The sequence below is a fragment of the Nitrospira sp. BLG_1 genome, assembly GCF_047338595.1.
Classification (GTDB): domain Bacteria; phylum Nitrospirota; class Nitrospiria; order Nitrospirales; family Nitrospiraceae; genus Nitrospira_D.
Genome location: NZ_JBLFBO010000011.1, coordinates 58,620 through 74,691, shown reverse-complemented (window position 1 = coordinate 74,691; position 16,072 = coordinate 58,620). Strand labels below are relative to the sequence as shown.

Genomic DNA, 16,072 nt, shown 5'->3' with positions numbered 1-16,072 from the left:
GGGGGACACGTCCCCATGCCCACGGAATCTACTGACCAAGTAGACAGAAAGGGGTTGTTTTTTCTCTTTCAGACGTAGAAAATACCGGCGCTTTCTCAGTATTGGCCTAATCATCCACATTCTATAGAGAGGCATAACCGTGAGGCTGCGTAATCTTGTACAGCTTGTTGTGGCAGTCAGTATCTGGGGCGTAACGAACCACCTCTGGGCCTACGATGCGAGTCCGAATATCGGCACCGCAGAGGGCTCCTGTGCCGACGTGATCTTTTCCGCTTTTACACCACCCCCATACTCCTATGAGAAGGGCAATGAGGCAGCGCCAAAGTCAGACTTCTCGTTCTTGGCGTCGAAGGCAACCCGTATTGATAGCCTGAAGGTCACCGTCAAGGACGAGAAGGTCCCGGTTACCATTACACCGCAAGGAAATGGATATCTGGTCAAAGGCAAACTGCCTGCCAGCGCAACAGGATCCTACGTCCGGGTCGACATCTTCGCTGAAGGGCTGACGCTTTGTCAGCGTGCGGATGGGTGGCTCTTAAAAGTTGCGAAGTAATCTGATCTAACTGAGGGCAGTGGGCAGGTTGTTCTCCTGCCCACCTTGCTCCGGTTCTCGCCAGCCAAGAACAGCGTTACGGTTCCTGCTCTTCAACAGACTCAATCACTTCCCGCAACTTCGCCACAAAAGCCACCGGCTGATTGAGGGCATTCTCCGTCAATTGAAATTCACTGACGAGCACGCCGTCCTTATCGACCAGTACGAGGCGATACCCCTGCTTCATGGAACACCTTTCTTCTCCCTGAGACATGTCAGAACTTCGGAGGTACCTTGCAGACGGAGAGTCGTCAGCTCGGAGATAGGTCAAAAGGGAACACGAATGCCGAGATGGACTTCGTTTGGGATGAGGTGCGGTCCTAACAGGCTTCTCAAGCCTGCGGGGGGCTGGCTGGAAAGGAATGAAGCCGACGGTGCCGTATGGAGGACGCGATCACGCTCCGTAACATAGCCACCGCCAAACCCTGCCGCAACATAGGGAACCAGCGTCAGACCACTCACCGAAATCTGTGTCGAGACGGCTGGGGTTGTCCGCAAGGCCATGCCGCTCTCCCCCGCCGGTGAAACGGATGGTGCCTGCTTCAATTCCACCTCTCCTGTCGTTGCAAGAACAGATGGTCCCGCTATACCAAGGTGCGCCGGTCCTCTCGGAGCAGATCCGTCTTTCGTTGTGCCTGCATAGGACAGTGCAGCCCACAGACTCAATAGGACCATGACGCTCACTCCGGAAGACCCTTTGATCACACGAACCAGCAGCATGATTCCACCATACAATTTGCCGGATCTCGATTCAAGCGGTCGTCAAGTCACCCAGCAATGGCATTGATTGAGTCATCATGGTCATTTCAACCACGCGGCCAGTACATTACGTCGAGACACGCGTGAGCGTATTCTCATCCGTATGATGAAACAGATCCTTCCGACCCGGCATACGGAGTTGCGTATCCTCCTTATAGTGAAATCGATTCCGATCAAAAATCGTCACCGTCAGTTCATAGCGCACCGTCTTGAACTCCCTGGTGAGAAACCGATTCGAACAGATCCCATAGGTCTCCGACCCGCCTTCCGCCACCAGCGTAAAGGCCGTGGCGGTCGGCTCCACCGTCCCGCCAGCCAGCACGGCCACCCCGCGTGGCACAATAAAACAGCGTAGCACCTGTCGCTCACCGGGATCCCACAGCCAATACCCGACCTCTTCATGAAACGGGTCCGCCTCTCCGAGGCGATGCGCAACCGTCGCATAGCGCAAGCCATACAATTCCTGTTCATGATTACGCACTACGCCGATTGGAGCAAATGTGACCCGCTCGCGAAACCGATTCTGCTCTGTCCCACGATCATCGGATGGCGCTTCATCAGCACCCTTGTCTCCCTCCCAGACACCCGCTAAGACCGCCAATGGCCCAAGCTGTCTCACCCCATCTGCTTCCATGCGCTCCTCCTGCCGGATACTGGTCCTGAACAAAGCATTGCACAAAGACGCAGCCGTCGAACGAATACGAAACTCTCGGCACCATTGTAAGAGGTTCATCACAACCGGTACAAATCAGCAGCATGGAATGAAGCCGCCTCTGAATTCACCCTTGCGTCACAGTCGCTCAAGGATCGGATTCGCACATCGTCTATTTTCTTGGCGAGAAGACACCTCCACGATATCGTACCTGCAACACACTCGTGGACCCGATGTAGGTGCCCCTCTATGCGTGCCTATGACCTGGTGGTCGTCGGCAGTGGACCCGCCGGCCAAAAAGCAGCCGTCCAAGCGGCGAAACTGTCCAAGCGCGTGGCCATCATTGAGAGGGCCCGGCAACTTGGAGGCGCCTCGCTCAATACCGGCACATTACCCAGCAAAACCCTCAAAGATACCATTGAGTACGTCCATGGCTTGCGTCGGCGAGGATTGGCCCAGTTGGGCGCAGCACTCACCAGACAACTGACCCTGCCAGACCTGATGACCCGCAAAGATCAAGTCATCGAGACCGAAGTCGGTGTGATCACTCATCAACTGCAACGCAATCATATTGACATCATTCCAGGCACTGCCGCTTTTCTTGACCCGCATACTCTCAGCGTGACGCGATCGGATGGGCAGATCGATCAGGTCCGGGCCTCAACCATCATACTGGCCACAGGCTCACGACCACGCCGTCCCTCAGAAATTCCGTTTGACGATCTGATTATTTGCGACTCTGACTCCTTCCTCCGTACCACCATGAATCCGACCAGCATTATCGTGATCGGAGGAGGCGTCATCGGTACTGAGTACGCCTCAATGTTGGCTGCGTTCGGAATCAACGTCACCCTGATCGATCGGCGGACACAGATGTTGCGGTTCTTGGACCTGGAAATCGCACAGGCCCTTGAGGCTCAAATGCAGCAGAATGGGGTCACGATGCGACTCGGGCAGGAATACCTGGACATATCCGTCGACCGCACGGCTCGCCCGACAGTCCATTTTCAACATGGAGAGGCCGTCACCGCTGACATGTTACTCTACACGATGGGACGAGTCGGTAATATCGAAGCGCTGAATCTGGGAGCAATCGGCCTCACGACGGACCAGCAGGGACAGCTCTCCGTGAACGCCCACTACCAAACAGATCTCCTTCACATTTACGCGACCGGCGATGTCATCGGGTTTCCCGCGCTTGCCGCAACCGCCATGGAGCAGGGACGACTCGCGGCCTGCCATGCGTTTCAGTTACCCGACACGCATAAACCGAACGTGATTCCGTATGGCATTTACAGTATTCCTGAAGTCTCGATGGTGGGCCTTCATGAGGAGGAGCTCACCGCCGCGAACATCCCGTACGCCACCGGGAGAGCCTTCTTTCGAGAAATGGCACGGGGGCACATCAGCGGCGACCTCCATGGTCTCTTAAAGGTGATCTTTCACCGCGAGACGCACGCGTTGCTGGGTGTCCACATCATTGGAGCCGGAGCGACGGAGCTGATTCACATCGGCCAATCGGTCCTTACCTATGGGGGAACCGTCGAGTACTTCGTCCATAACGTCTTCAATTATCCCACGATGGCCGAGTGCTATCGTACCGCAGCCCTCGATGGGTTAAACCGGCTGCTCCATCCCCACTCGTAGGACACTCGCATCAGGCTGCCAAACAGGGCCTCTTCTCACCTGGAGTGCCCACGCGCTGGGAGAGCTCGGGTCAATTGGCCAACAGCAGATTTGCTAAAACCGTTAAAAGGAATATACTCACCGTATACCTGCCGGTCGTCATGAGCTACGTGGAGTCGTAGTCATGAAGATGATCCCGACGATCAGCTCTGCATCTTCCAGAAGTTTCTTCACTGAATTCCCACCAGCGATTTCCAGCTGGAAACGCCCACCACAGGAGGTCTGGCCATGCCTATTCCACGCACCCTGAAGTCACGTCTTGATCACGAACATGTCCATTACGATATCTTGGCTCACTCTCACACAAATCGCGCGCGTGCAGTTGCCGAAAGCCTCCATCTCCCGGAACAGTCCATGGCCAAGGTGGTTATCGTAAAGGTCAAAGAGCGATTCATCACCATGGTTCTGCCGGCCACGACAAAGCTCGATTTCCAACGCCTGCGAGGAATGTTCGGCACCCACCGCGTCCGACTTGCGACCGAGGAAGAATTGGCACAGCTCTTCCCAGACTGCGAAGTCGGCGCGATGCCGCCGCTCGGCACCCTCTACGGCCTTCCGGTCTACGTTGACCGCTCGCTCATCGGGGACGAGGAGATTCTCTTTGAGGCAGGGACTCACTCAGAAGCGATCCGGATGCGTTATTGGGATTTTGCAGCGCTCGTATTTCCCACAATCGCCGAATTTAACCGGCCGTCCACAGCAAGCTGTTGACATCTGGAGATCCGCCGAGTCACAGCCCAAATATTCGGTTTTCTTCCCCTAAAACTGGTAGGATAGGATCGTGCCTGAGAGTGTCACCCTCTTGTGAAAGGACATCTATGCAAAACAGTTCAAAGCTTATAGCAGCCTGCATCATCGCCTCGCTTATCGGCCTACCCACCCTGTCATTTGCCAAAGCGCGAGGAGGTGGTGGAGGATATTCAAGCGGGTCTCGTGGCGGAAATTCATCAATGGGATTCGGAAGCCGTGGATCACGAACCCATCAAGAGAACGGTGCCAAGCCCATTGAACAATCCACGACCTCCAGACCTTCAACGACACCACCACCTCAGACCACGAACAGCCCGACGGCTCAACCGACCCCGGCCACGTCTCCTTCCTGGTTTCAACGCAATCCCTTGCTTGCCGGGATCGCCGGTGGTTTAGCCGGAACATGGCTCGGCCATATGCTCTTTGGCGCGACAGAGAGCAACGCTAAAACCACGGACACGGAATCGGGATCTGGATCGGCACCGGCATCCGCATCGGGGAACTCCTTTGGGCTCATTCTCCTCCTGATGGCAATCGGAGCAGGCGCCTTCTACTTTTTCAGAAAGTCTAAGCAGACTCCTGCACCGGTATTCACCGGGCTCTCACGCAGCACCTCTACCAGAGGAAGCCTCCTCGACGTATCGGCCAACCGCTCCACCGACGATGTCGACACTGAGACCTACACTGTCACATCCGAGGATAAAGCGGCTTTCCAGCAATTACTGACGGAGATTCAATCCGCATGGAGCACACAAGACGTCGCGGCATTGCGACGGTGTGTGACACCAGAAATGTTGAGCTATTTCAGCACCGCGTTGGCCGAAGACAGCAGTCGCGGCATACAGAATCACGTGGAAGACGTGGTGTTGCTGAAGGGAGACGTACGCGAATCCTGGGCTGAAGATGGTACCGACTACGCCACCGTCGATCTTCGCTGGAATGCCCGTGACTATACCGTCTCCACAACCATCCCACGTGGAGAACCCGGCTATCTGGTTGAAGGCAGTGAAGACACCGCAACCGAATCCATCGAAGTCTGGACCTTCATGCGTGTGCAGAATGGCCAGTGGCTTTTGTCAGCCATCCAGCAGCAATAATCGATGCAAGGAGGCGGCTGGCTCAGCCGAGTCAGCCGCCGATCCACTTCCAGAAACAAGGCGTCAGGACGTAGGCTGCGGCCGAGACCAACACACCGACCACCACACCCAGCAGCCCCGCCACATAGAGTCCTGCAAACGGTGCAGCCAACACGACCAAGAGCATAAACAAGGCTATCGAAGGATGGGCTTCATAAAACGTGCGGCGGGAGTCGGCTGAAAATAAATCGGCAGAGGGGTCAGATCGATACGACATAGTGAAAATGTAGATATAACCGCTTACCTCTGTCAGTGGAAGACCGGCGCCTGCCCTGTGCCCTTCGTGAGATCACAGCACTTTTTAAACTTCTTCCCGCTCCCGCAGAAACAGGGATCATTGCGCCCAATTTTGATAGGGAGTGAGGAGTTCGTGTCGATGTCGCCCGATTCGAGTCGTACGCGATAGATCGACCGTCCCAGATGCGCATACTCACGCATGGCCTCGGGGAAGATCTCCATCACCGACTCGGCAAGCTGATCAAAGGTCCCCTTCTTGTTTCCCTCCTGATAGTAGGCGTCGGCAAGTGCTGGTGAGCTAAAAAATGTGAGTGTCATCAACAACGCGCCGATCTCCTCATCAAATTCATCCGGTGTATACGCATCCCACACCTCAGACAGATACTCATAGCCCATGCCAAATCCCTGTGCCCATTGACTCAACGGCGAATCGATCGTCAGATTCTCCATGAGATCAGGTCGTACCTCACACCCCGGTGGAAGGGATACCGCGCCTCCTGGCCGCTCCCTAACACTGTCGTTGTAGAGTGCCATCATGGCCTGGAGTACCTGGTTCGCTTCATCGTCCGTCTCGTACCCCGCATCTTGATCGTTGAAGACAAGGGGAATCCATTCTGACGGCTGGATCAACTCCGGCCCGTTCGCGAGGCCGAACAAGAAGCCGGCCAATTGGGGATAGGTCAAGGTGTCTTCAGGTCGTTGTGGTGCAGACAAGAAGCGCGTGAGGAGAATTGCCTGGTCAATCGTGAATGGTGGGACAACAGGCACCATCGCATGAGCAGTCTTGCAGATTGAGCTCATGCATTGCAATCCCTCTTCATCTTGACGAAGTGACCGGAGTCATGTACCTGTAAGCCTCCGTGGATCGATCGTCTGTCCCGTCATGGTCCCTTCGACACTGGCAAGATAGGCCTTCGCCACTACGGCAGCCGGCATGCCAGTCGCGGGGTCCATCTTGCGCGCGACAAGGGTTTCCGTCACCCAAGGTGGACTCACCACATTAACTCGGATCCCACGTGGCAATTCAAGAGCAGCCGCCCGGACAAAACCTTCAAGCCCGGCATTCACCATACTGATGGAAGCGCTGCCCTTGATCGGTTCCTGACCGAGCACTCCGGTTGTGAGCGTCAATGACCCACCATCGGCAATGAACTGCCGACCGATCCGCACGAGATTGGCTTGTCCCATCAGCTTGTTCGAGAAACTGAAGAGATAGTCTGCATCAGTCAAATCATCGAGACTTCCAAACTTTGCCTGTCCGGCCGCACTGACCACCGCATCGAATTTTCCCACTGTCTGAAACATCGCACGGATCGAATCTGGCGCGGCCAGGTCGACAGTTACGGCTCCTGACTTCCGCCCAGCCACGACGACCTCATGCCGCTCCGAAAGCATCTTCACCACAGCTGATCCAATCGTCCCCGTTCCACCAACTACAATCACACGCATAGCGTATTCTCCTTCCAGTGCCCCTCTCTCCAAACAGAAACGGGCAGGAGACTTTTCCCCTGCCCGTTCATACGAGATCACCGCAATTGAGGGTCTGAATGCTTACTTTGCTTCGCTCAAATGCGTGAGCGCCTCTTCGGCATGTTGCGTGGCAACGTCGGCATGGCCCGCCTTGCCATGCTCGATGGCTTCCGTCAGATGCTTGATCCCTTCGCCCAAATGCGGATTTTTCCCTCCCCGCTCGGCATGATTCCGTGACTTTTCCGCATGGGTCGCCAGTACGTCAGCATGCCCCTGTTTGCCATGCTCCACTGCCTCTTTCGCATGCGCAATGGAGTCCAACACGTTCCCGGCTGGAGACGGCTGAGCGTTGAGCACCGGAACACTCACCAACATCCCAAGCGCACCGAGAATGAATGCCCCGCGATAGAATTTACTCTTCATCGTCATGCCCCTCCTGGTTAAGCGTGTTGTGCCGAGTACCACTGTCTGCAATCTGGGGTTTACCTTAGCACAACATTTCTGTAGCCTGTCAATCAATGGACCTTCCACATTCCACCTCTCACCCCCGCGATCCGTTGCACGGAATCACCTTGGAAACTATTGTCACGACCCTGGTTGCACGCCACGGATGGGCCGAACTGGGTCGGCGCGTACCCATCCGCTGCTTCCGCCATCATCCAACGATCAAGTCCAGTCTGACATTCCTGCGCAAGACCCCCTGGGCGCGCACACGTGTTGAGCAACTGTTTGTCAGAGACCTGCCCTAGACTCCCCCTTGACCCTATGGCAACGAACGCAACCATCTATAAGGCCGTCCTGCAGATCTCCGATCTAGACCGTCACTACTTTCAGGACCATACGCTGACCCTGGCACGACATCCATCCGAGACCGAAGAGCGCTTGATGATGCGAGTGCTCGCGTTTGCACTCCATGCAGACGACGTCTTGGCATTCGGCCGTGGAGTCGGCACCGAGGATGAACCGGCCCTATGGCAACGGGATGCTACTGGGGCCATTGATCTCTGGATCGAGATCGGTCAGCCGGATGAAAAAACCATTCGTCAAGCATGCGGCCGTTCCAAACAGGTCGTCATCTATGTCTACGGACCTCGCGGTGCAGAAGCCTGGTGGGAAAACCAGCGTGCCTCACTCGACCGCCTCAAGAACCTCGCTGTCACGCTGATCCCGATGGAGGGCATCCGCACCCTCGCAAATATGGCAAAACCTTCCATGCACTTACAATGGACAATCCAAGACGGGCATATCTGGATCGCGGATGGTACGCAGACCCTCCAATTAGAATTACAACGATTGAAAGGGTGCGGTTGATGTCGTTCTGGATATCCAGATAACCGGGGTGGTAAAGGGTAGCTGTGATCTACTTGTTGCTGCCCCAGCCTGAATAGAACGGGGTATGATGATGCCAATCCTGGAAGAGGTCGAGATGCAAACCTCTGTGCCACAAAGAGAGGTGTCAGCGCGCATGAGTAACAGGGAGCGCCTCATCCATCGCGTCTGCCTGGCGACGGTGTTGCTGGTAATAATCACTGCCGCAGCTCAGGCGGTCCAGGCCGCAGACGGAGGCCAGGCGAAGTTCAGGCGCATCTCGACGCAGTACATCGCAGCGTTGGGTGATCCCAAATCGACCTCTGGGAACGGCGCACAGTTGTGGGGTTTGTGGCCGGTGGACCCAGGCCCTCGGGGTGTGAAGCTGAACCGCTATGACTCCTTGAAAGGTGCTGGTGGCGTCGCTCCAGCACGTTGGATGTTTGACGAAGCGGACTGGTGGTTGGAGGAACATGGCTTGATCATGGAGCAACCGACCGTTCCGCTTCCTCCCGGTAAATATGTGGTCACAGGCGCCCGCAAAGTGACAGCCGTACTGACAATTCATCCTGCCGATGGCCATGGCGACAGGCGCTGGGAGCTCGATCGAGGCGCGACGCTCTACGACGTGACCCACCTCGCCTGCCGGTCCGCACGCTATACCCCGTCAACGGCGGGTAGTTCGTGCTCACCGGCCAACGCGAAACAAACGGCATTTCCTGTTGCACCAGGGGGAGCGATGCCTCCGGTCGAGGGCTGCGCGAAACAGGATTACGCGGTGCTCATTGTGATCGGGGTGGGCGTGGAAAACTGAACTGCGGTGGCGCATCCACAACTTGCGCGGCGACTGCAATACAAGACTCCTGATTTATTCTATCCATCCCAAGCTACTCGTCACATCCTCCGGTACAGCTTGATCCGCCAGCGGATTGGCCACCGTCAGGGCTTGGTCCGAAGGAAACAGTCAGCCAGACTCGCAATGCTTCCGTCAGCCACGTGCAGGATCTTCACAACGAGCGAGCCACCCACCCCTGTCTTTGCAAGTCATCCGAGGTTTGCTATTTGTCCCTCAGGGATTACACAATAGGTCATAATCATTGAGCTCCGCCATCCCGGCCACTCTCAACAATCAACAGCGAGGTGTCATCATGAATGTTCGATATACCCTAGTGATCGTTATGATACTCAGTGCCTTTAGCAACATCGGCGAGGTCAGGGCCGGCTATGATTCCCCCCCTCCCGGCTCTAGCAGCTCGGGTGGCTGCGGCGTCGTATCGTTTTCCACATTCATGCCGAAGCCTTACTCACAAGCAGACAACAATACCGAAGTCGCGCCGCAATCGGCATTTTCGTTTGTGGCATCCAAGGGGACGTTTCCCAAAACCATTACCGTGATGATCAAGGACGAAAACGTCCCGGTCACCGTGACGCCTCACTTCGATGGGTTTCTCGTCAGCGGCAAGATCCCCGCCTCAGCCAAAGACACCTTCATCAGAGTGGCTATTACGGCGAAAGGCCCCAATCTCTGTGAGCGCGGCGACGGATGGCTCTTGAAAGTGGGAAAATGATTAAGGGCAGGATCGAGATGGCTCCGGTTGGTTGGCCGGTGTAGGCCATTCCTAACGCAACACCTGGTAGATTGCTGACGACACGGCGGTGCGCCGTGTCGTCAGAGCATCATCTCCGTAAACAGTCGAGCATCTTTCTTTATTCTCAGTTGACCGCAAAGCAACCAACCCGCCAAGGCAAAGCAGTCGGCGTTTCCCGTCGAGCCAAGAGGAGCGAGGCCTCTGGTCGAGGGCCATGCGAAACAGAATTATGCGGTGCTCATTGTGATCGGCATGGGCCTGGCAGACTGAGCCACGGTGGCTTACCAAGGGCCTTCCGAGCAGGCTAAACGGAGACTCCCTCAGTCAATCAGTGAAGAGAGGGGAACAGGTTGGCTTAGGCATTCGATCAGAAACGATTCGCTGGTACGCATGAAAGATTCCCGACCCCCTATCTTTTCCTCGTGATTCTACCTATACAGATACAAGAAACAAGACATGCCCCATATTTTACCCTCGCTTCGCGTCGCCCGAACGGCTGAGGTTACCTGTGAGTGGTGTGTCAGCGCCACGAGTCAGGTGGAGCGATTCGTTGGACTTCATCAGTGAACACGTTTGTATGTCTTTCCCTTCAGCACGTTTCTAACTTGAAGTTCGTTGAGTACTTCAACCTCATCTGTGATTTTCGCCTCGTCCCAGCCGAGAGCGGCAAGTGTTCGTATCTGCTTGACCTGATCTGGTGATAGAGTTTTCTCTCGTGCAGCCATCACACGCAAATAGAAGTCATCATCTTTCCATAGTTCGGAAATAAATGGATTCGGAATTCCTTTCCGAGGATTGCGCCTCACATATTCGGCAACAGCGTGGTCTCGTTCTTCCAGAGAAATTTGCACTCTGTCAGTAATACGATGCTCGTGAAGGAACTCCAGGCCCTTCAGGCCCCCAGGAATCATGTTCAGACCATTCGGGCGAAGAGTATATGTGTCTACAAACCACTCCTCCCAACTCATCGCAACGTCGTAAGATGCATTGATGTCAAGAAGTTCTGAACCATAGGCTACGTTGCTTAAAGAAAGGCTATCGTGCCACGCTTTGTGGAATAACTTTCTGCTCCCTGTTCGCATTTCATAAAGATGCTCATCGAGCCTCTCAAGCCAGTTTCTCTTTGTGATACCAGCGTAGGAAAACTCGGCAGCGTCACTCGTAATAGTGTGCAGGTAGCATTTATATCCTTCGTTTGCGTCGCCCCAGTTCTTTAATAGGCACTGCAAGGGCATTTTGTATCCCCACTTGGTGCCGTTTTCGTACCTTTGCCAGAATTGGCCAACCACGCGTTGGTCTGAGATAGGGCGAGCAAGTTCTGGGTATTTGTAGTAGGCCTTGACCTCGTAGTCGATCTTCATGCCCGCCAGGTCAAGCGTGAATCCAATATCCGCGTCATATCTGTACAACCGTTCCCAGGCATTCTTTCCCTGCGAGGTACGATTGCTCTCCAGAAGTCGGTCTATCAATCCCCGTTCCTCTTGGTCTTCGTTGACGTTTCCGAGATAGCCATCGAACAGGCGAATAATTTGGACCAAATTATCGAGTTTTGGCATTAACGCTTGGCAGTTGTGTATATCGAGATACCTTAGCTTCATGCATGAAGTCCCGCGGACAAATATGAGGCCAAACGATCGCGTTGAGCAGGTGCCGCGGAGGGAAGCGACGAGGGCACCCGGCAGCTACGCTGCCGGGTGCCCCGCTCGAACGCGGGGTTAGGCATCGATCTCGCCGTACAACACTTGAAAATGCTTCATCGCCAAGTCCTTACTGCTCTCAATGAAGTCATACACCTGGCGGTATGTTGTAAGAATAATTGTTCCGTCGGTGTTTCCACTCTCATTGAGCCGTGGGAGCGCAATTGGGAGGGCCCATACTGAGCCCTCCATCTCGAAGAGAGGACCTATGTGTAGAATTGGGTGATATGCCTTGATCAGAAGCTGCTGGCGCTGAACGTGTTCTTCGTTCCATTTGATCTTCGACATCTTCCCCGGGTAGTCCCAGTAAGGGAACAGGCGATCAGCCTGTGGGCGATATCTCTTCCCCATCGCAATCCGCCAACGATCGAAGAATAGTACCTGAAGTTCCTCGAAAGTAAGGAGATCGAGATTGGTATTCTGCACCGCCTCTTTAGCGCCAGACTGAAACCCCACCCGAGAGATGATGAACCCGCGGTGCGCTCCGAAGTCGGCAAGCACTGTTCTGAAAGCATGGATGACCTCTTGGGGTATCGGCTTACTCCAAAACTTGCACTCGCACAGATACACGGAGGGCGGGACCGTTTGACGGTCACGTATCGCGACATCGATCTCCTTCTCTCCCCGCACAAGCTTAACCCGCTTGCCCACTGTGACATCGCAATCAAGTTCTGAGAACAGTTGTGCGACTTGGTCCTGCAACTCCTTCCAATCTCCAGGTTCGTGGTCAAAAATTCGCATCTGCTAACGCTGACTTATCGATGCCTAACAATGTTTAGATGGCCTGTATAATCCAGTTAAGACACGCTGTCCTCTTCTGTCTAAACCAGCTGACGCACACCGATTGCCCACCCTATTCCCATTGGGGCATGACACGTTGTGCGCCCATGCCGTTTTCAGATTGTCGTCTTATGCGATCGGGCTCCTCGCTCCACGGCCGCTCTTGCTCAACACGTGCGTGTCTATCGCGGCAGAATCTTGTACTGAGCTTCAGGCTCTGTCAAGTAGAAGGTATCAGCTTGCCCGGGGATAGACCGACGATACTGACGGATAATAGAGCCCAACCCACCTTGCAACTGCCCAAGATCCCTCGCGACGGGATGTGAGCCGCTACAACACCTGCACGATGAAACACTTCAGATATCGCGTCTCCGGCATGCTGGCGAGGATGGGGTGGTCGGCGCTGTGACCACGCTGCTCGATTAACCGGATGTCGCGTTTGGCGTCGCGGGCCGCGAGGCGGATGCTCTTCCAGAGATCTGCGTCAGAAACGGGATGAGAGCAGGAACTGGTCACGAGAAACCCTTCCGGCTTCAGCAGTTTTAAGCCCAGGAGATTGACATCCTTATACCCAGTCAAGGCGCCGGCCAGGGCCTGTTGGCTGCGCGCGAAGGCTGGTGGATCCAGCATCACCAGATCATACTTTCGGCCAGCCTTCACCAGCTTACGCATCTCCTCGAACGCATCGGCTTGGCGATAGGTGCAGCGATCCTCGACCTTGTTCATCGTGGCGTGCGTTCGAGCCATGGCCAGTGTGTCTAGACTGACATCGAGCCCCTCTACTGATACGGCCCCTGCCAACGCGGCATGGATCCCGAAGGCGCCAGTATGACAAAAGACTTCCAACACTTCGGCTCCTGCCGCAAGCTTGGCCGCCGCCAACCGATTCTCCCGTTGATCGCAAAACCAACCGGTCTTCTGACCCTTCTCCACATCGACGAGAAACTTGGGGGCCCCTTCCTGAATCTCGACTTGAGTCGGGCCACTGCCTCGAAGAAATCCTCGTTCAAGCGGTAATCCTTCAAGTTGTCGACTCTTGGCTTCGTTCCTCAGATAGACCCTTGTTACATTCAATTCCTTCATCAGCACATCAGCGATGAGTTCCTTCCGGCTATCCATGCCGAACGATAAGCATTGCATGACCAGCAGCTGATCGTACCGATCCACGATCAATCCCGGCAGTCGATCACCCTCGGCATAAATCAGTCGATAGGCATTAGACTGCGTGACGACTCGCTGCCGGAGCCGGATCGCCTGCTGAACTCTCCCCCGCCAAAAGGCCTCGTCGATGAGCTCATCCTCAAATGTCAGAAGACGGACGCGGATTTTGGAAGCAGGATTATAGAGACCACGTCCATAGAACTTCCCGTCGGTGGTCAGCACATCAACCAGGTCCCCTGCGGCTGCCTGACCGACCAACGGTCCGACATGCCCGGCAAAGAGCCAGAGAGGCCGCCCCTCCGGGACGCGGAGTGACGTGAGTCGGACGTGAGCAGTCGGTGTCGTAACGTTTCCCATAGCTATTGTTGCCCCTCAGCTGGTAAGTGGGTGGATACAGGGTGATCATAAGACATCGCGTGTCGTCTGGTAGTTCTTGACGAACCGACATCAGTATGTTTTCTTGAAGTATTCAACTCTCTACAGAAAGCGATTTCATGGGTCACAAACCAACGATTGGATCAGCCGTCTTAGACCGCTTACATCATCTCGGAGTCCGTCATATCTTCGGCATTCCCGGCGACTATGTGCTCTCGTTGTATCAACTGATCGAAGCCTCGCCCATCAAACACGTCGGAACCACGCGAGAAGACTGCGCCGGGTTTGCGGCAGACGCCTATGCACGCATCAACGGGATCGGAGCGGTCTGCGTCACCTATTGCGTCGGCGGTCTCAACACCGTCAATGCCATTGCCTGCGCCTATGCTGAACGGTCGCCAGTGGTGCTCCTCACCGGCTCGCCCGGTCTGTCTGAACGAACTCGCACACCCTATCTGCATCATATGGTCCGCGACTTCGGAACGCAACGAGAGGTCTTTGAGCGAATGACCGTTGCTGCGGTCACGCTCGACGATCCCTTGACCGCCGAACGTGAAATGGACCGGGCCTTTGCCGCCCTCCTGCGCTACCGCCGCCCCATCTATATCGAGATTCCCAGAGACATGGTCCACTGTCCGCTCACCGGCGGCATGAGACCGATGTGTATTGAGGATACACCAAGCGACCCCGCCGCGTTGGAAGAAGCCCTCAGTGAAGTACGGATCATGTTGGCGTCGGCCAAACGCCCAGCCATGCTCGTGGGGGCAGAAGTCGGTCGGTTCGGGCTTCAGGATGATCTCACCCGACTCGTTGAGCAACTCAATATTCCTATCGCCTCAACGCTGCTCGGGAAATCAATCATTCGCGAAGACCATCCGCTCTATGTCGGCGTGTATGGCGGGCTGATTGCTCGAGAAGATGTCCAGCAGTTTATTAACGATTCCGACTGCTTGCTGATCCTGGGATCCATTCTATCCGACGTAGAAGATCTGGATGCGACATCCCCATTGTTATCCGAAGGCCGAACCATCCATGCGACTGCTGATCGAGTCGCCATCAAACACCATCGGTATGACTCCATCAAGTTCCAGGATTTCGTTCAAGGGCTGGTGCGATCGCCACTCCCTTCTTTTTCACGCTCCCAACGGACACTCCCAGTCAGAACCGTACCAGTACCAACGGCGCCGGATCTGGATGCCCCAGTGACGTTGGAAGGGCTCTTCCGGCATCTGGATACTGTACTCACCGAGAAGACCGTTGTGATCGCGGACGTGGGGGAATCGCTCTTTGCTGCGGCTGACCTGCATGTTCGCCATCGGTTCGAGTTTCTGTCACCAGCCTACTACACGTCAATGGGGTTCGCCGTCCCGGCGGCACTAGGCGCCTCGTTCGCCGACCCTAGCCTGCGACCGATCGTGCTCGTGGGAGATGGCGCCTTCCAAATGACCGGAACGGAGCTAGCCAGTTGTGTCCGCTACAGGCAATCCCCGATTGTGATCCTTTTGAATAACCGTGGCTATTCGACGGAGCGAGAGATTTTGGAAGGCCCCTTTAACGACGTGCATGAATGGCACTACGACAAGATCTGCGATCTGATCGGAGGCGGGAACGGTGTACGCGTGAGTACCCAGCGGGAGTTCCAGCAACACCTCTCCGCTGCGTTTGCCGACCAAGATCACCTATATGTGCTCAACATCCTGCTCAGCCCCAATGACCGCTCTCCCGGCATGGTCCGCCTGGCTCGGCGCCTGGGAAAGAAACTGTCCACCGATAAGCCATAGGGGAAATCATCCAGTCTGTCTGCTTTCCCCTACACCCCTGAGAGTTTTTACAGAGCATCACTCCCCCAGATTCTCCGGAAAGTCCCCACAGACTCACTC

The 16,072-nt window shown here is 55.4% G+C and carries 19 protein-coding genes; 9 read left to right on the top strand and 10 right to left on the bottom strand.

The genetic code is table 11. The annotated features are described in order from the left end of the window. The first annotated feature begins 139 nt into the window (after positions 1–139). On the top strand, positions 140–553 hold the full coding sequence (locus tag ACMTNU_RS11485) for a hypothetical protein (protein WP_413935392.1): 414 nt from the start codon (positions 140–142) through the stop codon (positions 551–553). A gap of 76 nt (positions 554–629) precedes the next feature. Here ACMTNU_RS11485 and ACMTNU_RS11480 read toward each other — a convergent pair whose 3' ends face one another. The 3 genes from ACMTNU_RS11480 to ACMTNU_RS11470 all read right to left on the bottom strand — a co-directional run bounded on the left by ACMTNU_RS11480 (position 630) and on the right by ACMTNU_RS11470 (position 1,985). Next, positions 630–779, bottom strand: a complete 150-nt coding sequence (locus ACMTNU_RS11480) for a hypothetical protein (RefSeq protein ID WP_413935391.1) — start codon at positions 777–779, stop codon at positions 630–632. Positions 780–859: 80 nt separating this feature from the next. Beyond that, positions 860–1,312, bottom strand: coding sequence for a hypothetical protein (locus ACMTNU_RS11475; protein WP_413935390.1), 453 nt, complete (start codon positions 1,310–1,312; stop codon positions 860–862). 106 nt (positions 1,313–1,418) lie between these two features. Then, on the bottom strand, positions 1,419–1,985 hold the full coding sequence (locus ACMTNU_RS11470) for a heme-binding beta-barrel domain-containing protein (RefSeq protein ID WP_413935389.1): 567 nt from the start codon (positions 1,983–1,985) through the stop codon (positions 1,419–1,421). A 267-nt stretch (positions 1,986–2,252) separates the two neighbouring features. Here ACMTNU_RS11470 and sthA point away from each other — a divergent pair, with 267 nt between their 5' ends. The 3 genes from sthA (at position 2,253) to ACMTNU_RS11455 (ending at position 5,536) form a co-directional block, all read left to right on the top strand. Beyond that, positions 2,253–3,650 (top strand): Si-specific NAD(P)(+) transhydrogenase, encoded by a 1,398-nt coding sequence (sthA, locus tag ACMTNU_RS11465; RefSeq protein ID WP_413935388.1) that lies wholly within the window; start codon positions 2,253–2,255, stop codon positions 3,648–3,650. A gap of 267 nt (positions 3,651–3,917) precedes the next feature. Continuing rightward, complete coding sequence (locus ACMTNU_RS11460) at positions 3,918–4,400, top strand: aminoacyl-tRNA deacylase (protein ID WP_413935387.1); 483 nt, start codon at positions 3,918–3,920, stop codon at positions 4,398–4,400. Positions 4,401–4,507: 107 nt separating this feature from the next. Beyond that, positions 4,508–5,536: a Tim44 domain-containing protein gene (locus ACMTNU_RS11455; RefSeq protein ID WP_413935386.1), complete on the top strand. Its 1,029-nt coding sequence runs from the start codon at positions 4,508–4,510 to the stop codon at positions 5,534–5,536. A 31-nt stretch (positions 5,537–5,567) separates the two neighbouring features. On the opposite strand, the gene ACMTNU_RS11450 is transcribed toward ACMTNU_RS11455, so the two are convergent. The 4 genes from ACMTNU_RS11450 to smbP form a co-directional block, all read right to left on the bottom strand. Continuing rightward, a complete protein-coding gene (locus ACMTNU_RS11450) occupies positions 5,568–5,792 on the bottom strand; it encodes a hypothetical protein (RefSeq protein ID WP_413935385.1) in 225 nt (74 codons plus the stop codon). Positions 5,793–5,824: 32 nt separating this feature from the next. Further along, positions 5,825–6,613, bottom strand: coding sequence for a UPF0149 family protein (locus ACMTNU_RS11445; RefSeq protein ID WP_413935384.1), 789 nt, complete (start codon positions 6,611–6,613; stop codon positions 5,825–5,827). 39 nt (positions 6,614–6,652) lie between these two features. After that, positions 6,653–7,261, bottom strand: coding sequence for a short chain dehydrogenase (locus tag ACMTNU_RS11440; protein ID WP_413935382.1), 609 nt, complete (start codon positions 7,259–7,261; stop codon positions 6,653–6,655). 102 nt (positions 7,262–7,363) lie between these two features. Next, positions 7,364–7,711: a small metal-binding protein SmbP gene (gene smbP / locus ACMTNU_RS11435; protein ID WP_413935381.1), complete on the bottom strand. Its 348-nt coding sequence runs from the start codon at positions 7,709–7,711 to the stop codon at positions 7,364–7,366. A gap of 89 nt (positions 7,712–7,800) precedes the next feature. Between smbP and ACMTNU_RS11430 the strand changes: the two genes are divergently transcribed. From ACMTNU_RS11430 to ACMTNU_RS11415, 4 genes are all read left to right on the top strand, one after another. Beyond that, entirely contained in the window at positions 7,801–8,031 is a 231-nt protein-coding gene (locus ACMTNU_RS11430) for a VF530 family DNA-binding protein (RefSeq protein ID WP_413935380.1), read from the top strand. Between the two features lie 16 nt (positions 8,032–8,047). Then, positions 8,048–8,593, top strand: a complete 546-nt coding sequence (locus ACMTNU_RS11425) for a YaeQ family protein (protein WP_413935379.1) — start codon at positions 8,048–8,050, stop codon at positions 8,591–8,593. 154 nt (positions 8,594–8,747) lie between these two features. Further along, positions 8,748–9,404 (top strand): hypothetical protein, encoded by a 657-nt coding sequence (locus ACMTNU_RS11420; RefSeq protein WP_413935378.1) that lies wholly within the window; start codon positions 8,748–8,750, stop codon positions 9,402–9,404. Between the two features lie 334 nt (positions 9,405–9,738). Further along, the gene (locus tag ACMTNU_RS11415) at positions 9,739–10,158 is read left to right on the top strand and encodes a hypothetical protein (RefSeq protein WP_413935377.1); all 420 of its coding nucleotides are present in this window, start codon (positions 9,739–9,741) and stop codon (positions 10,156–10,158) included. A 581-nt stretch (positions 10,159–10,739) separates the two neighbouring features. On the opposite strand, the gene ACMTNU_RS11410 is transcribed toward ACMTNU_RS11415, so the two are convergent. The 3 genes from ACMTNU_RS11410 to ACMTNU_RS11400 all read right to left on the bottom strand — a co-directional run bounded on the left by ACMTNU_RS11410 (position 10,740) and on the right by ACMTNU_RS11400 (position 14,174). Further along, positions 10,740–11,777, bottom strand: coding sequence for a hypothetical protein (locus ACMTNU_RS11410; protein ID WP_413935376.1), 1,038 nt, complete (start codon positions 11,775–11,777; stop codon positions 10,740–10,742). Positions 11,778–11,894: 117 nt separating this feature from the next. Beyond that, positions 11,895–12,617 carry a restriction endonuclease gene (locus ACMTNU_RS11405; protein WP_413935375.1) on the bottom strand — a complete coding sequence of 241 codons (723 nt, stop codon included), beginning with the start codon at positions 12,615–12,617 and terminating at the stop codon, positions 11,895–11,897. Positions 12,618–12,986: 369 nt separating this feature from the next. Beyond that, positions 12,987–14,174, bottom strand: a complete 1,188-nt coding sequence (locus tag ACMTNU_RS11400; protein WP_413935374.1) for a class I SAM-dependent rRNA methyltransferase — start codon at positions 14,172–14,174, stop codon at positions 12,987–12,989. Positions 14,175–14,311: 137 nt separating this feature from the next. Here ACMTNU_RS11400 and ACMTNU_RS11395 point away from each other — a divergent pair, with 137 nt between their 5' ends. Then, the gene (locus tag ACMTNU_RS11395) at positions 14,312–15,973 is read left to right on the top strand and encodes an alpha-keto acid decarboxylase family protein (RefSeq protein WP_413935373.1); all 1,662 of its coding nucleotides are present in this window, start codon (positions 14,312–14,314) and stop codon (positions 15,971–15,973) included. Positions 15,974–16,072 lie beyond the last annotated feature (99 nt).